A 14,450-nucleotide genomic window follows, 5' to 3' on the forward strand; every position below is an offset into this window, starting at 1 on the left:
AAGTTGATGGCTACGACGACCACACCAGAGACCGGTGTGCGCGGCGGGAGCGCCACGGAGGGGGACCTCGCCTCCGGCGGCGCCCCGATGACGCACAAACAGATCATGGAGGCGCTGTCCGGGCTGCTGCTCGGCATGTTCGTCGCCATCCTGTCGTCGACGATCGTCTCCAACGCCCTCCCCCAGATCATCACCGACCTGGGCGGCGGCCAGTCCGCCTACACCTGGGTGGTCACCGCCGCGCTGCTCTCCATGACCGCGACGACCCCGCTGTGGGGCAAGCTCGCGGACCTCTTCTCCAAGAAGCTGCTCGTCCAGATAGCCCTGATCGTCTACGTCGCGGGCTCGGTCGTCGCCGGTCTCTCGCAGAGCACCGGCATGCTCATCGCCTGCCGTGTCGTGCAGGGCATCGGCGTCGGCGGTCTGACCGCCCTCTCCCAGATCATCCTGGCGGCAATGATCGCCCCGCGTGAGCGCGGCCGGTACAGCGGCTACCTCGGCGCGACCTTCGCCGTCGCCACCGTCGGCGGCCCGCTGCTCGGCGGTGTCATCACCGACACCGACTGGCTCGGCTGGCGCTGGTGCTTCTACGTGGGCGTGCCGTTCGCCTTCATCGCGCTCGTCGTCCTGCAGAAGACCCTCAAGCTGCCGGTCGTGAAGCGTCAGGTGAAGGTCGACTGGGCCGGTGCCTTCTTCATCAGCGCCGCCGTCTCCCTGCTCCTCGTCTGGGTCACCTTCGCCGGCGACAAGTACGACTGGATGTCCTGGCAGACGGCCGCCATGGTGCTCGGCGCGATCGCCCTCGGCGGGATCTTCGTCCTCGTCGAGTCGAAGGCGAACGAGCCGATCATCCCGCTCCGCCTCTTCCGGAACCGCACGATCACCCTGGCCTCGCTGGCCTCGCTGTTCGTGGGTGTCGCGATGTTCGCCGGCACGGTCTTCTTCAGCCAGTACTTCCAGCTGGCGCGGAACGAGTCGCCGACGATGTCCGGCGTCCTCACCATCCCGATGATCGCGGGCCTGTTCGTCTCCTCCACCGTCTCCGGCCTGGTCATCACCAAGTCCGGGAAGTGGAAGGCGTGGCTGGTCAGCGGCGGCGCCCTCGCCGCCGCCGGGCTCGGCCTGCTCGGCACGATGCGTTACGACACGGCGTACTGGCACATCGCCCTCTTCATGGCGGTCCTCGGCCTCGGCCTCGGCATGATGATGCAGAACCTGGTGCTCTGCACCCAGAACCAGGTGGCCCCGGCCGACCTCGGTGCCGCCTCCTCCGTGGTCACCTTCTTCCGCTCCCTGGGCGGTGCGATCGGTGTCTCGGCGCTCGGCGCGGTCATGGCCCACCGGGTCACCGGCTACGTCAAGGACGGCCTGGCCGAGCTCGGTCCGAAGGCCGCGGGCGCCATGGGCCAGGGCGGCTCGGGCGGCGGCATCCCCGACATGGACAAGCTGCCGGCCCCGATCCGTACGGTCATGGAGGACGCGTACGGACACGGTGTCGCGGACGTCTTCCTCTACTCGGCGCCCTTCGCGCTGCTGGCCTTCGTGGTGACGCTGTTCATCAAGGAGGTCGCCCTGAAGAGCAGCTCGTCGAAGGAGAGCGGTTCGTCGAAGGAGAGCGGTTCGTCGAAGGAGAGCTGAGACAAGCTCCCGGGCGCGCTTCGAGCGGAGGCGCGGCCGGGTCGAGTACGGAGCGGCGGGCAGGGGACGGCCCGCCGCTCCGTCATGTTCCGGAGCCGCCGCCGCTCGTCGAGTCGCGTGCGACCATCGCGTCGATGCCGGCGATCAGGACGTCAAGCGCGTAGTCGAAGTCGCGGTCCCAGATCTGGCTGACGCTGCCGTGCGAGGCCCGTTCGTCGAGGACCTCGGCCATGGGTTCGAGGGACTCCCGGAACGCCGGGTCGTCGCGGAAGGCCTTGACCGACTCCACGTAGAAGTCGTCCTGGGTCATGCCGGCCTCCGCCGCACGGCGCTGGAACTGGGACTGGATCGTCCCGTAGCCGTACACGAACTGGAAGACCGCCGACATCGCACTGGGCTGACGGTCCGTCGGCAGCCCGGTGTCCTTGATCGCCTCCTGGATCTTGCCGCCGACGGCGATCGCGTGCGGGCCGATGTTCAGGTACTGACCGGCGCACGGCGACATCCACGGGTGGGCCACCAGCATGCGGCGGTAGTCCAGGGCGAGCACCCGGGTCCGCTCCCGCCAGCCGCCGGCCGCGTCGACCGCCGCGAGGTCGATCTCGCCGTACGCGCTGTCGATCGCGTACTCGATGATGTCGTCCTTGGTGTCCACGTACCAGTACAGGGACATCGCGGTGACGCCCAGCTCGGTCGCGAGCTTGCGCATCGACAGTCCGGCCAGGCCCTCCTCGTCGAGCATCCGGATCGCGGCGGCGACGATCCGGTCCCGGTCGAGCCCGGCCGGGCCGCCGCCGCCGCGGGCGGCCCGGTTCTCCAGCCAGACGCTGGAACGCGCCGGGTTCCTGGCCCGATCGGCTGCCTTGACCATCGCGTTCCTCCGTCTGTCCGTCGTGTGACCATGCTAGGCAGCGACCGGCCGCTCGGCGGCCGCCCGCGCCTTCTCCGTCCGTTCGGCCCGCTTCAGCAGAGCCGCGGCCAGGAGACCGCCGGCGAAGACGGCGATGGCGCCGACCAGCTGGCTGGTCTGGAGACCGGAGGCGAAGGCGTCGGAGATCTCCGCCCGTTCGGCCTCGCTCCCGGCCGCCGCGAGTGCGGCGGGCAGGGAGGTCGCGGTGACGGTGACGAGCGCGGCGAAGCGTGCGTTGAGCACGGCGCCGAGGACGGCGACGCCGAGGCCGTTGCCGAACTCGGCGAGGGTGCCGTTGACACCGGCGCCCACCCCGGCCTTCTCCGGCGGGATCGCGCTCATGATCGCGTTGGCCATGGCCGGGTTGGAGACGGCGAGGCCGACGCCCATCAGGACCAGGCCGAGGAGCATGCCCCAGTAGGTGCCGTCCGTGCCGCCGCCGATCAGGGCGATCGAGCCGAGCCCGGCCGCGACCAGGGTCATGCCGACGGCCACGGTCGGCGGGGTGCCGAGCTTCGTCACGATCCGCGGGCCGACGCCGCTGAGGTTGAGCACGACGACCGTCAGCGCGAGCGGTGCCATCCGCAGACCGGCTTCGAGCGGCTCGTAGCCGAGGACGAACTGCAGGTGCTGGGTGAGGAGGAAGAGCGAGCCGCCCATGCCGAACATGACCAGGATCGCGCCGGCGACGGCGCCCACGAACTTCTGGTTGCGGAAGAAGTGCATGTCGAGCATCGGGTACGGGACGCGCAGCTCCCACAGCGCGAACGCGGCGAGGACGGCGGCCCCGATCGCGGCCGGGACGAGCACGTCCGCGGAGGTCCAGCCGTGCTCGGGTCCCGTGATGATCGCGTACACGGCGGCGGTCATGCCGATGGTGGAAAGCAACGCGCCGACCAGGTCGGGGCGGTCGCCCTGGGGGTTTTTCGACTCCGGCACGAGCTTGATGACCGCGATCAGGCCGATCAGCGCCACCGGGATGTTGATGAGGAAGATCATTCCCCACCAGAAGTGCTCGATGACGACACCGCCGACGAGCGGCCCGGCGGCGAAGCCGAGCGAGCTGACGGTCGCCCACAGCGCGATGGCCTTGATCCGCTCGGAGTCGTCGAAGATCTGCATGACGACTGCGAGGGTCGTGGTCATGAGGAGCGCACCGCCGACGCCCATGCCCGCGCGGGCGGCGATGAGCTGGCCCGTGGAGTCGGCGAGCCCGGCGGCGAGCGAGCCGAGGCCGAAGAGCGCGAGGCCGGCGGCCAGCAGCTTCTTGCGGCCGTAGCGGTCGGCGGCGTTGCCCGCGGTCAGGAGCAGGCCGGACTGGACGAGCGAGTAGGCGTTGATCATCCACTGGATGTCGCTGGTGGAGGCGTGGAGCTCCGTGGTCAGCGAGGGGATGGCGACGCTGAGGACGGTGTTGTCGAGCAACACGGTGAGCTGGGCCAGGCAGATGACGCCGAGGATCAGCCAGCGCTGCGGATGACCGGGGATGGCGGTCGTTTCGTTCGCGGCGGTTGTCGCCGTCATGGGCAGGACTCCTTGTACGGTGTACGGGACTCGTTCTCGTACACCGTACAAGGCTCTCTCGTACGCTGTATAGGGAGTAATTTCCCGGTGCTACTTCGGTGCCGTGAGGTCGTAGAAGGTGGACGTGCCGACGGTGGTCTGCTCGAAGGTGTCCTGGACCCACGCGGTGATCCGGGCGCTCGTGCCGTTCCCGCCCATGCCGCCGCCTCCGCCCCCACCGGACGCGATGAAGTAGTGGATCTTCCCCTCGGCGACGTACCGCTTGAACTCGTCGAGCGTCGGGGACGGGTCGCTGCCGTTGAACCCGCCGATCGCCATGACCGGCTTCTCGGTGGCGAGCTGGTAGCCCGCCGCGTTCTGGGCGCCGACCGCCGCCGCGACCCAGGTGTAGGCGTCCGCGCCCTTGAGCAGGGCCGCCTTCGCCGCCGCACCCACGGTCGCGCCGTTGAGGAGCCCGCCCATGCCGCCGCCGGGGCTGCCGCGCTCGGCGCCGGCGGGGTTGTCGGGCAGTTGGCCTTGGCCCGGGACTTGGCCTTGGCCTTGGGGCGGGGTTCCGCCCGGCGTCTGGGCGCCTTGTCCGGGGGGCTGCATCCGGCCTTGGCCCTGCCGGCCCCCGCCCTGGCCCTGCTGGCCCTGGCCTCCGGGGGTCTGGCCGGCCGTCTGCCCGCCGCCCGGGAAGCCGTACGCCATCCGCGTGCCGCCGTCCCGGCCGCCGCCGGGGCCGCCGCGCATCCCACCGAAGCCGGCGCCCGCCGGGCCCGCCGTCACGATCGAGCCCTGGTGCCCGGAGTCCACCGTCGCCAGGGTGTACGCGCACGGCCCCGCGAGCCCCGCCGCCAGCCCGAGACCCGCGAGTCCTCGCCCGAGCCGCCGGTCCACCCGGCCCGCGCACAGCAGGCCGAGAGCCGCCACCGCACCCGCCACCAGGAGCGCCCAGCGCAGCCACGGCAACCAGTCCGGCGTACGGCCGAGCAGGCTCCAGGCCCAGACGGCCGTCACCGCCGTCGTCACCGCGAGGGCCGCCGAGGCGACAAGACGGGTGCGTTCCTCCCACAGCACGGTCGCGCCCATGCCGACCAGCGCGGCGACGTAGGGCGCAAGGGCCACCGTGTAGTACTCGTGGAAGATGCCGGCCATGAAGCTGAACACGGCAAGGGTGATCAGCAGTGAACCACCCCACACCAGGAACGCGGACCGCGCCGTGTCCGTCCGGGGCGCCCGCCAGGTGACGACAAGACCAGCGACGAGGAGGACCAGCGCGGCCGGCAGCAGCCAGGAGATCTGGCCGCCGACCGAGTCGTTGAACATCCGGCCGATCCCGGTCTCGCCCCAGCCGCCACCCTGGCCGCCGCCGCGGCCCCCGCCGCCGACACTGCCGGTCTCGTTGCCGTTGAGACGGCCGAGTCCGTTGTAGCCGAAGGTCAGCTCCAGGAAGCTGTCGTTCTGCGAGCCTCCGACGTACGGGCGGGAGGACGCCGGCCACAGCTCGACCAGGGCCACCCACCAGCCCGCCGACACGACCATCGCGAGCCCGGCCAGGGCGAGGCGGCCGATCCGGCGCCCGATCGCACCCGGTGCGCACGCCCCGTAGACGAGGGCGAGCGGTGGCAGGATCAGGAAGGCCTGGAGGGTCTTCGCGAGGAACGCGAACCCGAAGGCCACCCCGGCCCACACCAGCCACTTCGCCGCGCCCGCGTCCTGCTCGAGGGCCCGCAGCACGCAGTACACGGCCACCGTCATGAGCAGCGCGAGCAGCGCGTCCGGGTTGTTGAAGCGGAACATCAGGGCGGCGACGGGCGTCAGCGCGAGCACCCCGCCCGCGATCAGGCCCGCACCCGCGCCGAACCGGCGCCGCACGGCCGCGTGGAGCACGGCGACGGTGGCCACGCCCATGAGCACCTCGGGCACGAGGATCTGCCAGGACCCGAGACCGAAGAGACGGACGGAGAGCGCCATCGGCCAGAGGGCGGCCGGCGGCTTGTCGACGGTGATGGCGTTGGCCGCGTCGAGCGAACCGAAGAAGAAGGCCTTCCAGCTCTCGGCGCCCGCCTGGACGGCAGCGGAGTAGAAGGAGTTGGCGTAGCCGGAGGCGCTCAGGTTCCAGAGGTAGAGCACGGTGGTCACGGCGAGCAGGCCGAGGAAGGCGGGCCGGACCCAGGGGGCGTCCTCGGCGCGCCCGCGCAGGAGCCGGGCGGGACGGCTGTCGCGGGGGACGGCAGGGGCCTCGGTCGTCGGGGGAGTCATCGTTGGTTCCTCAGGGAGGTCTTCGGGGAGGTCTGCGAGGAGGTGCGTGCGGAGGTCTGGGAGATGGTCCGGTCGGGGAAGACCCAGAGCCGGAAGAGGAGGAAGCGCAGGACGGTCGCGGCGAGGTTGGCGACGACCAGGACGGCGAGCTCGGTGGAGTGCGCCGGGTCGCCGGTCGCCGCGCCGAGGGCGGCGAGCGAACCGCTGGTCAGGGCCAGACCGATGGCGAAGACCACGAGCCCCTGCGCCTGGTGGCGGACGGCCCGGTCCCGGCCCCGTACCCCGAAGGTGAGCCGCCGGTTGGCCGCCGTGTTGGCGACGGCGGAGAGGAGGAGGGCGGCGGCGTTGGCGAGCTGCGGGCCGACACCGAGGCGGAAGGCCGAGTACAGGGCGAGGTAGAAGAGCGTGGACAGGACCCCGACCACACAGAAACCCACCAGTTGCCGGGCGAGACCACCGGGCACCCCGCTGATCTCGCGGTCCCGGGGATCGTCCCCGAAAGGCCTGGCCAGCCGGTCGAGAGGCAGCGAACCGGTCGCGAGGGCCCGCCCGACCCGCCAGACGCCCTTCAGGTCGTCGGTCGCCGTCCTGACGATGTGCACGGTCGATTCGGGGTCGTCGACCCAGTCGACCGGGACCTCGTGGATGCGCAGCCCGGCCCGCTCGGCGAGGACGAGGAGTTCGGTGTCGAAGAACCAGCCGGTGTCCTCGACCATCGGCAGCAGCCGCTCGGCGACCTCCCGCCGTATCGCCTTGAACCCGCACTGCGCGTCGGAGAACCGGGCGGCCAGCGAACCGCGCAGGATCAGGTTGTAGGCCCGCGAGATGAACTCCCGCTTCGGCCCGCGCACCACCCGCGAGGAGCGGGCGAGCCGCGACCCGATCGCCAGGTCGGAGTGGCCCGAGATGAGGGGCGCGACCAGCGGCAGCAGGGCGTTCAGATCGGTGGAGAGGTCGACGTCCATATAGGCGAGGACGGGCGCGTCCGAACCGGACCACACCGTCCGCAACGCCCGGCCGCGCCCCTTCTGTTCAAGCCGTACGGAGCGCACTTCGGGCACCTCGGCGGCGAGGCCGGCGGCGACGGCGGGGGTGCTGTCGGTGGAGGCGTTGTCGGCGACGGTGATGCGGAAGCCGTACGGGAAGGTCCGCAGGAGGTGCTCATGGAGCCGGCGGACGCACGGCTCCAGGTCCTTCTCCTCGTTGTAGACGGGGATGACCACGTCCAGGACGGGCCGTCCCGCGATGTTCACCGGCAGGTGTTCCCGGGCGGGGAGGGCGCCGGGAGTACCGGACGCGGGGCCCGCGATCGTTGGGGTTCGCATGCCGAAGACCCTCGCCGGGGCCGCTGTCACGGCTGTGTGATGAGCCTGTGCCCTGCCTGTGAGTGCGTGCGGGGGGTCTCGTCGACGGGCAGTCGGACGGTGAAGACGGTCCGGCCGGGCGTGCTCTCGACGGCCACGTCACCCCCGTGCGCGAGGACGACCGCGCGCACGATGGCGAGCCCGAGCCCGGTGGATCCGGCGTTCCTGGAACGGGAGGCGTCGCCGCGCGCGAACCGTTCGAAGACAGAGGGCAGGAGCTCGGGCGGGATACCGGGCCCGTCGTCCTCGATCTCGACGACCGCAGCCGTGGCCTCCGCGCGGACGCGGGCGGTGACCTCGGTGCCGGACGGGGTGTGGGTACGGGCGTTGGCGAGGAGATTGACGAGCACCTGCTGGATCCGAGCTCCGTCGGCCCGTACGGGCGACCCGCCGCCCTCCGGCAGTTCGAGGCGCCAGTGGTGCCCCGCCCCGGCGGCCCTGGCGTCGCTCACGGCGTCCACCACGAGGGGCACCAGGTCGGTGCTCTCGTACGCGAGGGGCCGTCCGGCGTCGAGCCGCGCGAGCAGCAGGAGGTCTTCGACGAGCCCCGTCATCCGGGTCGCCTCGGACTCGATCCGGCCCAGCGCGTGCCGGGTGTCGGGCCCGCACCCCTCCCGGCCGCGCCGGGTCAGCTCCGCGTACCCCCGGATCGAGGCCAGCGGGGTGCGCAGTTCATGGCTGGCGTCCGCGACGAACTGCCGGACCCGGGTCTCACTCTGCTGGCGGGCGTCGAGGGCCGAGTGGACGTGGTCGAGCATCCGGTTGAGCGCCGCGCCGACCTGACCGACCTCGGTCCGGGGATCGGCCTCCGTCTCCGGGACCCGCTGGTGGAGCGCCACCTCGCCGCTGTGCAGCGGTAGCTGGGCGACCTGACCGGCGGTGGCGACGACCCGTCGCAGCGGCCGCAGGGCCACCCCGACGAGCACGGTCCCGGCGAGCGAGGCCGCGACGAGTCCGGCGCCGGTGACGCTCAGCTCGACGAGGACGAGGGTGGACAGGGCCTTCTCGACCCCGGCGAGCGGGATGCCGGTGAGGAACGCGCCATGGACCCCGACGGCGTACTCGACCCGGTACGAGCCGAGGCCACCGGGCAGCTCGACGGTGTGCGGCTCGCCGTCACGGGGAACGGCGGCCAGCGCGGCCCGCTGGGCCGCGTCGAGCGCCGTGGTCCGGACGTTCCGCCCGTACCTGCCACCCTCCCCGTCCCCGTCCCCGGTCGCGGTCCCGTCCCCGGTCCCGGTTCCGGTCCCGGCGTCGACCTCGGCCGAGTACCCGGCCGAGGCCGGTTCGCCGTCGACCAGGACCGCGCCCAGGGTGCCGATCGGGGCTCCGGGGCCCAGGAGGAACGAGAGCGGGTCCTTCACCCGGCCCGGGTCGGGCAGCCCCGGTCCCGGAACCATGGCGGCCGGTGGACCCGAGGCCCGTACCGAGACGTTGTGGAGCTGCTCGTCGGCCTGGTCGTACAGGTACGAACGGAACGCGATCGTCGTGACCGTGCCGATGACGGCCGCGACGACCGCGATCAGCGCGACCGCCGCCACGACGAGCCGGGTACGCAGCGACCACGGCCGCCCGCGCCGTACACGCACGGGACGCTACTCCCCCGGCTTGATGAGGTAACCGGCTCCGCGGCGGGTGTGGATCATCGGGGCACGGCCGAGGTCGATCTTCCGGCGCAGATAGGAGATGTAGAGCTCGACGACGTTGGCCTGGCCGCCGAAGTCGTACGACCAGACCCGGTCGAGGATCTGCGCCTTGCTCAGCACCCGGCGCGGATTGCGCATCAGATAGCGCAGCAGCTCGAACTCGGTGGCCGTGAGACGGATCGACTCCCCACCCCGGGTGACCTCGTGGCTGTCCTCGTCGAGGGTGAGGTCTCCGACCGTGAGCAGCGATTCACTGCGCGCCTGCGCCGCACCGGAACGTCGGATGAGGCCGCGCAGCCGGGCGACGACCTCCTCCAGGCTGAAGGGTTTGGTGACGTAGTCGTCGCCGCCGGCCGTGAGTCCGGCGATCCGGTCCTCGACGGCGTCCTTCGCCGTCAGGAACAGCACCGGGACGTCCGGCAGCTCGCGCCGGATCGAGCCCAGCAGGCTCAGCCCGTCGGCGTCGGGGAGCATCACGTCGAGGAGTACGGCGTCGGGCCGGAACTCACGCACGGCGCGCAGGGCGGCGGCGCCGTCCCCGGCGCTCCGTACCTGCCAGCCCTCGTAGCGGAGGGCCATGGAGAGGAGTTCGGCGAGCGAGGCCTCGTCGTCGACGACGAGGACGCGGACGGCGGTGCCGTCGGCACGGAGCATGTCGGCGCGGGTGCCGGGGCGGCGCGTGGTGACGGTCATGGGCCCCACGCTCGTCCCCGCCGCTGAGAGACCTCTTTCCCTTTCCTGTGAATTCCCTGAGAAAGAACCTCAGCGACCCAAGGTCGGTTTCACGTGAAACAGTGCGGCGGTTTCACGTGAAACAGTGCGGCCCCGTTCTCGTAGAGGACGCCCCGCAGCCAGTCGTCCCCGAGCCCGAGGCGTTCGAGGGCATGGAGTTGGTGCGCGTACGGATACGGGATGTTCGGAAAGTCGGATCCGAGGAGGATCCGGTCGCCCAGGTCGACGAGCCGCTTCAACTCCGCCTCGGGAAAGGGCGCAAGCCGATCGCTGAAGTCCGTGAAGGCCATGGTGGTGTCGAGGTGGACACCCTCGTACCGCTGGGCGAGGTCGAGGAAGTCGCCGTACTCGGGCATCCCCATGTGGGCGACGATCACCCGTAGTCGGGGGTGGCGGGCGAGCAGCCTCGCCATGGGCTCGGGACCGGTGAAGTTCCCCGGCGCGGGTCCGGAGCCGCAGTGGACGACGACGGGTGTGCGGCTGTCTGCGAGGGTCCCCCACACGGCGTCCAACTCGACGTCGTTCGGGTCGAAGCCGCCGACCTGGAGGTGCACCTTGAAGACACGGGCACCGGCGTCGAGCGCCTGGCGGACGTACCGGTCGACGCCCGGCTCGGGGAAGAAGGTCGCGGTGTGCAGACAGTCGGGCGTACGGGCGGCGAAGTCTGCGGCCCAGGAGTTCAGCCAGGCGCCCATGCCGGGCTTGTGCGGGTAGAGCATCGCGGTGAAGGCGATCGCCCCGAATCCGCGCAGGAGGTCGAGCCGGCGGTCCTCCTCCTCGCGGTAGGTGATGGGCCACTCGATACCGGTCAGGGGGCCGACGGCGTCGAAGTAGGCCCAGACCTTGTCGAGGACGTTCTTCGGCATGAAGTGCGTGTGCACGTCGACGAGCCCGGGAATCCCGAGGCGCGCGAGCAGCGCGGGGATGTCCACCACCCCCGGCATGCCTGCGGTGCTCACCCTGCCTGCCGCACTCGCCGTGCTCACCTTGCCCGCCGCACTCGCCGTGCTCACCCTGCCCGCCGCACTCGCCGTGCTCACCCTGCCCGCCGCACTCGCCGTGTTCGCCCTGCCTGTCGTGCTCGCCGTGCCTGCCATGTCTCCGGCGCTCGCCGCCGGGGTGTCACTCCCGCTCATAGCCATAGCTCCGCTCGACCCTGCCGATGTGGACGCTGTAGCTCTCGTACCAGTGCTCCCGGCCGTACGCCTTGGCGGCCTGGTGCTCGGTGTCGAGGCGCCAGGCGTCGAGGGACTCCAGGTCGCGGAAGTAGGCGACGGTGATGCCGATGCCGCCGGGGGTGCGGGCGGACTCGTAGCCGAGGAACCCGGGGATCTCCTTGACGATCTGCTGCATGCGGGAGGCGGTCTCGGCGTAGCCCTCAGGGGCCTCGGGCCGGATCGAGGTGAACAGGGCGGTGTAGTAGGGCGGTTCCAGGCCCGCCACCAGCTTCTGGGTCATGCGATCACCCTCGCGGGGGCCGGGCGGACCTGTCCACGGCCCCAGGGCAAAGGGATCCAAGACTTTACGAAGCGCCCGCCACCGCCCTTGGAGGCTCTCCTGTCAGAAGAGCTCCCCCTGGGTGCTCGGGTCGACGGTGGGCACGGATACCGCGGCGGCGACCGGCACGGAGAAGGGGTGCCCTTGCTCCGCACTCTGGAGCACCCACCCGCCCATCAGCCGGGTGTCGAGGGCGAGACAGCGCCCCCCGGGATCGAGCAGGTGCAGATCGGGCCCTGCGGCGGCGAGGAGACGCCCGCTGACGACACCCCCGTCGACCAGTTCGGAGACGGTCCCGGCGAGCGGCGGCAGCCCGTCGAGATGGAAGGCTTCGACGTGGTCGCGCGGGACGAACTCCAGCGGCTCCAGGGTCTCCGTCCAGCCGCCGACCTCGCCCGCGCGCCGGTGCAGCGCCTCGACCTCCCCGGCCCGGTCCGGCGCGGACGGCAGGGCGTGCCGGGCGGCGCGCTTCCGCTCGTACGCCACCCGGTCGGGGACACCCAGCGCCTGCCGCAGGACCTCCTCGGTCCGCCGTGCGGCCATGAGCGGCCCCCGCCCCAGCCAGCTGAACGTGACGGCGCCCTGTTCGAGGAGCCGGGCCTCACCCCGGGCCTCGGCGGTGATCCCCACCTTGGTCATGCCGGGCCCGAACCAGGCCAGGTACACCCGGTACGGCTGCGGATCGTCCAGGAAGGTGTCGGCGGCCACCGAGTGGGCCCGGTCGAGCCGCGCGCACTCCGGGCACCGCCCACCGGTCGCCCGGCCGGACACGACGGCGTCCAGGGGACAGGGGTTCCCCCGGGCGCCGGGGCACCGGCGCTCCCCCACGGCGCGGAAGGCGAGCTGCTGACCGTACGAGAGGGCGCTGACCTTCCCGCCCCTCCACCGCAGCCCGGGCACCCCGCCGCTCCAGGTGATCCCCCGACACCGCCACTCCATGCCGCTCCTCCTTCACCCGCATCCCGCCCTCGAACCCCCGAAGGGCTCCTCGAACACCCCCGGTGCAAGCTGCCCCGGTGCAAGCTGCCTGGGTGCAAGCTGCCTGGGTGCAAGCTGCCTGGGTGCAAGCTGCCGCAGCCCAAGCTGATCCGGCCCAGGCCGCCCCGGTGCAAACTGCCTCCGTGCGAGTTCCCCTGCCCCCGCCCCCGCCGTCCAGTCTCCGCCACATCCGCTTCCAGTCCCCGACCAGGAGCCCCCGGGGCCATCACCCCGGCGTCTTCGGCCTGGCCAACGCACTGGCGCGGGAGGGCAGGCTCTCCCCCGCCGAGTACGCCACCTGGCGGGCGTCGAACGACTGGTACGACGCCCACTTCCCGAACCCCTCCGCGGTCGACCCCACGGTCTACGACCCGCATCTGAACCCGGGAGCCGCCGCCTGGTTCCGCGCGACGGCGACCGAGGCACTGGCCAGGGTGGCCCCGTACCTGCGCATCCTGCGCGACCAGGGCGTGCCCTGCGTACGCCTGGAGTCGGCCCGGCCGGGCAGGATCGTGTACGAGGACGCGTACCAGGTGGTGGCGGTGGGACCCCCGGCCCCGCCGGCGTCTCAGGGCAGGACGTAGATCCGCGCCCCGCCCGCGTCGGGCCCGCCGACCTCCCGTATGCAGCCGAGTTCGATGAGGAGGCGTACGCAGTCCCGGACGCGCTCGCGGGAGAGACCGGTGCGCCGGGTGACGTCCTGGGTCCGGTAACGGACGCCGCCCCGGACCAGGGCGGGGGCGAGGCAGGTGGCGACCGTCCGCACGTCCCCGGCGACGGCCCAGGACTCGACGAGCTCCTGCGGGGTGCGGGCGACCGCATCGCGGGTGCGCTGACGGGGCAGGGAGAGCCGCTCAAGGGAGTCGGCGACCCTTGAGAGGCTCCGCCGGGTCTCGCGGAGCAGCTCCGCGTACTCGGTGTGCTCGTCGTACGCGGGGGACCGCTCGTCGAACCGCCCCTCCAGCCGTACGAGGACGTCGACCAGCTCCGGGGGCAGGACGAACCCGGCGTGCACCGGGGAGGGTTCGAGCCCGTAGCCGCCGTACCGCTGGACCGCCGCCACGACCTCGGCCGCCCACGCCAGGAACGGCCCGGCCTCCGGCCTGCGGCACGCCCCGACGAGCTGGACGAGCCCCTGGAGGCTCACCATCCGCGTCGACGCCCTGATCCCGTTCCGGCCGGGGGCCTCCTCACTTCCGGCAAGCTCCCGCGCGGACGCCAGGCACGCCTCGGGCAGCGCCACCGTCCGCAGCGCCTCCCTGGTCCCCCCGTACCCCAGGCGTCTCGCCACATCCACCACCGGGAACCAGTGCCCTCCGTCGGGCGCGGTCAGCCGCCGTAAGGGCGCGCCGGTGGCGGCGTACACCAAGTCATCGATGTCGATCGCTTCCATCGATCATCACCTCCGCCACGCAAGCTAGGCCGAAGGCATATTCAACTGACATGCAAATCAGACAGGTTCACCCAAAAGGGGAAGGCCCCCGGGGATTCCGGGGGCCTTCCACCTGGCAGTGTGCGTGCGCCTACTTCGCGACGAACTGCGTCAGGATCGCCTGCACCTCGTAGATGTCGACACCCTTGGTGAAGGTCTTCTGCACGGGCACAGGGCTGCCCGAGATCCAGATCTTCAGCTCGGCGTCCAGATCGAAGGTGCCGGCGGTCTCGACGGCGAAGTGCGTGATGCTCCGGTACGGGATCGAGTGGTACTCGACCTTCTTGCCGGTGATGCCCTGCTTGTCGACCAGCACGAGCCGCCGGTCGGTGAAGAAGATCGTGTCGCGGATCAGCAGGTACGCGGCGTGCACCTGCTCCCCCTGCCCGAGCAGCCGCGCGTAGTCCTGCTGCGCCTGCGCCGGATCGATCGCGTGCGCGTTCCCGAAGAGCGCCATGCCCCAACCCCCATGAGTGAAGTGAAAG

13 protein-coding genes are annotated in these 14,450 nt (G+C 71.8%); 2 read left to right on the forward strand and 11 right to left on the reverse strand.

From position 1 onward, the window contains the following. Positions 1 to 6 precede the first annotated feature (6 nt). Positions 7 to 1,638 (forward strand): MDR family MFS transporter, encoded by a 1,632-nt coding sequence (locus ABZ567_RS12930; protein ID WP_360787873.1) that lies wholly within the window; start codon positions 7 to 9, stop codon positions 1,636 to 1,638. Positions 1,639 to 1,720: 82 nt separating this feature from the next. On the opposite strand, the gene ABZ567_RS12935 is transcribed toward ABZ567_RS12930, so the two are convergent. From ABZ567_RS12935 to ABZ567_RS12975, 9 genes are all read right to left on the reverse strand, one after another. After that, positions 1,721 to 2,509, reverse strand: a complete 789-nt coding sequence (locus tag ABZ567_RS12935; protein WP_360787875.1) for a TetR/AcrR family transcriptional regulator C-terminal domain-containing protein — start codon at positions 2,507 to 2,509, stop codon at positions 1,721 to 1,723. Between the two features lie 33 nt (positions 2,510 to 2,542). Further along, complete coding sequence (locus tag ABZ567_RS12940; protein WP_360787878.1) at positions 2,543 to 4,072, reverse strand: MFS transporter; 1,530 nt, start codon at positions 4,070 to 4,072, stop codon at positions 2,543 to 2,545. A gap of 90 nt (positions 4,073 to 4,162) precedes the next feature. Further along, entirely contained in the window at positions 4,163 to 6,316 is a 2,154-nt protein-coding gene (locus ABZ567_RS12945) for a glycosyltransferase family 39 protein (protein ID WP_360787880.1), read from the reverse strand. Further along, on the reverse strand, positions 6,313 to 7,641 hold the full coding sequence (locus tag ABZ567_RS12950) for a bifunctional glycosyltransferase family 2/GtrA family protein (protein ID WP_360787883.1): 1,329 nt from the start codon (positions 7,639 to 7,641) through the stop codon (positions 6,313 to 6,315). The genes ABZ567_RS12945 and ABZ567_RS12950 overlap by 4 nt, the downstream gene beginning before the upstream one ends. Positions 7,642 to 7,667: 26 nt before the next feature. Beyond that, a complete protein-coding gene (locus ABZ567_RS12955) occupies positions 7,668 to 9,269 on the reverse strand; it encodes a HAMP domain-containing sensor histidine kinase (RefSeq protein WP_360787886.1) in 1,602 nt (533 codons plus the stop codon). A gap of 6 nt (positions 9,270 to 9,275) precedes the next feature. After that, a complete protein-coding gene (locus ABZ567_RS12960) occupies positions 9,276 to 10,019 on the reverse strand; it encodes a response regulator transcription factor (RefSeq protein WP_360787889.1) in 744 nt (247 codons plus the stop codon). A gap of 89 nt (positions 10,020 to 10,108) precedes the next feature. Beyond that, positions 10,109 to 11,002: an amidohydrolase family protein gene (locus ABZ567_RS12965; protein ID WP_360788802.1), complete on the reverse strand. Its 894-nt coding sequence runs from the start codon at positions 11,000 to 11,002 to the stop codon at positions 10,109 to 10,111. Positions 11,003 to 11,180: 178 nt separating this feature from the next. Continuing rightward, positions 11,181 to 11,516 carry an antibiotic biosynthesis monooxygenase gene (locus tag ABZ567_RS12970; protein ID WP_360787892.1) on the reverse strand — a complete coding sequence of 112 codons (336 nt, stop codon included), beginning with the start codon at positions 11,514 to 11,516 and terminating at the stop codon, positions 11,181 to 11,183. 102 nt (positions 11,517 to 11,618) lie between these two features. Then, on the reverse strand, positions 11,619 to 12,494 hold the full coding sequence (locus tag ABZ567_RS12975; RefSeq protein WP_360787894.1) for a DUF2797 domain-containing protein: 876 nt from the start codon (positions 12,492 to 12,494) through the stop codon (positions 11,619 to 11,621). 182 nt (positions 12,495 to 12,676) lie between these two features. Between ABZ567_RS12975 and ABZ567_RS12980 the strand changes: the two genes are divergently transcribed. Further along, entirely contained in the window at positions 12,677 to 13,117 is a 441-nt protein-coding gene (locus ABZ567_RS12980; protein WP_360787897.1) for a hypothetical protein, read from the forward strand. On the opposite strand, the gene ABZ567_RS12985 is transcribed toward ABZ567_RS12980, so the two are convergent. Continuing rightward, entirely contained in the window at positions 13,102 to 13,926 is an 825-nt protein-coding gene (locus ABZ567_RS12985; RefSeq protein ID WP_360787900.1) for a BRO family protein, read from the reverse strand. The two genes, ABZ567_RS12980 and ABZ567_RS12985, sit on opposite strands and share 16 nt — an antisense overlap. Positions 13,927 to 14,056: 130 nt before the next feature. After that, positions 14,057 to 14,422 (reverse strand): PH domain-containing protein, encoded by a 366-nt coding sequence (locus tag ABZ567_RS12990; RefSeq protein ID WP_360787903.1) that lies wholly within the window; start codon positions 14,420 to 14,422, stop codon positions 14,057 to 14,059. Positions 14,423 to 14,450: the final 28 nt, after the last annotated feature.

The sequence above is a fragment of the Streptomyces sp. NPDC016459 genome (genome assembly GCF_040632845.1).
Taxonomy (GTDB): domain Bacteria; phylum Actinomycetota; class Actinomycetes; order Streptomycetales; family Streptomycetaceae; genus Streptomyces.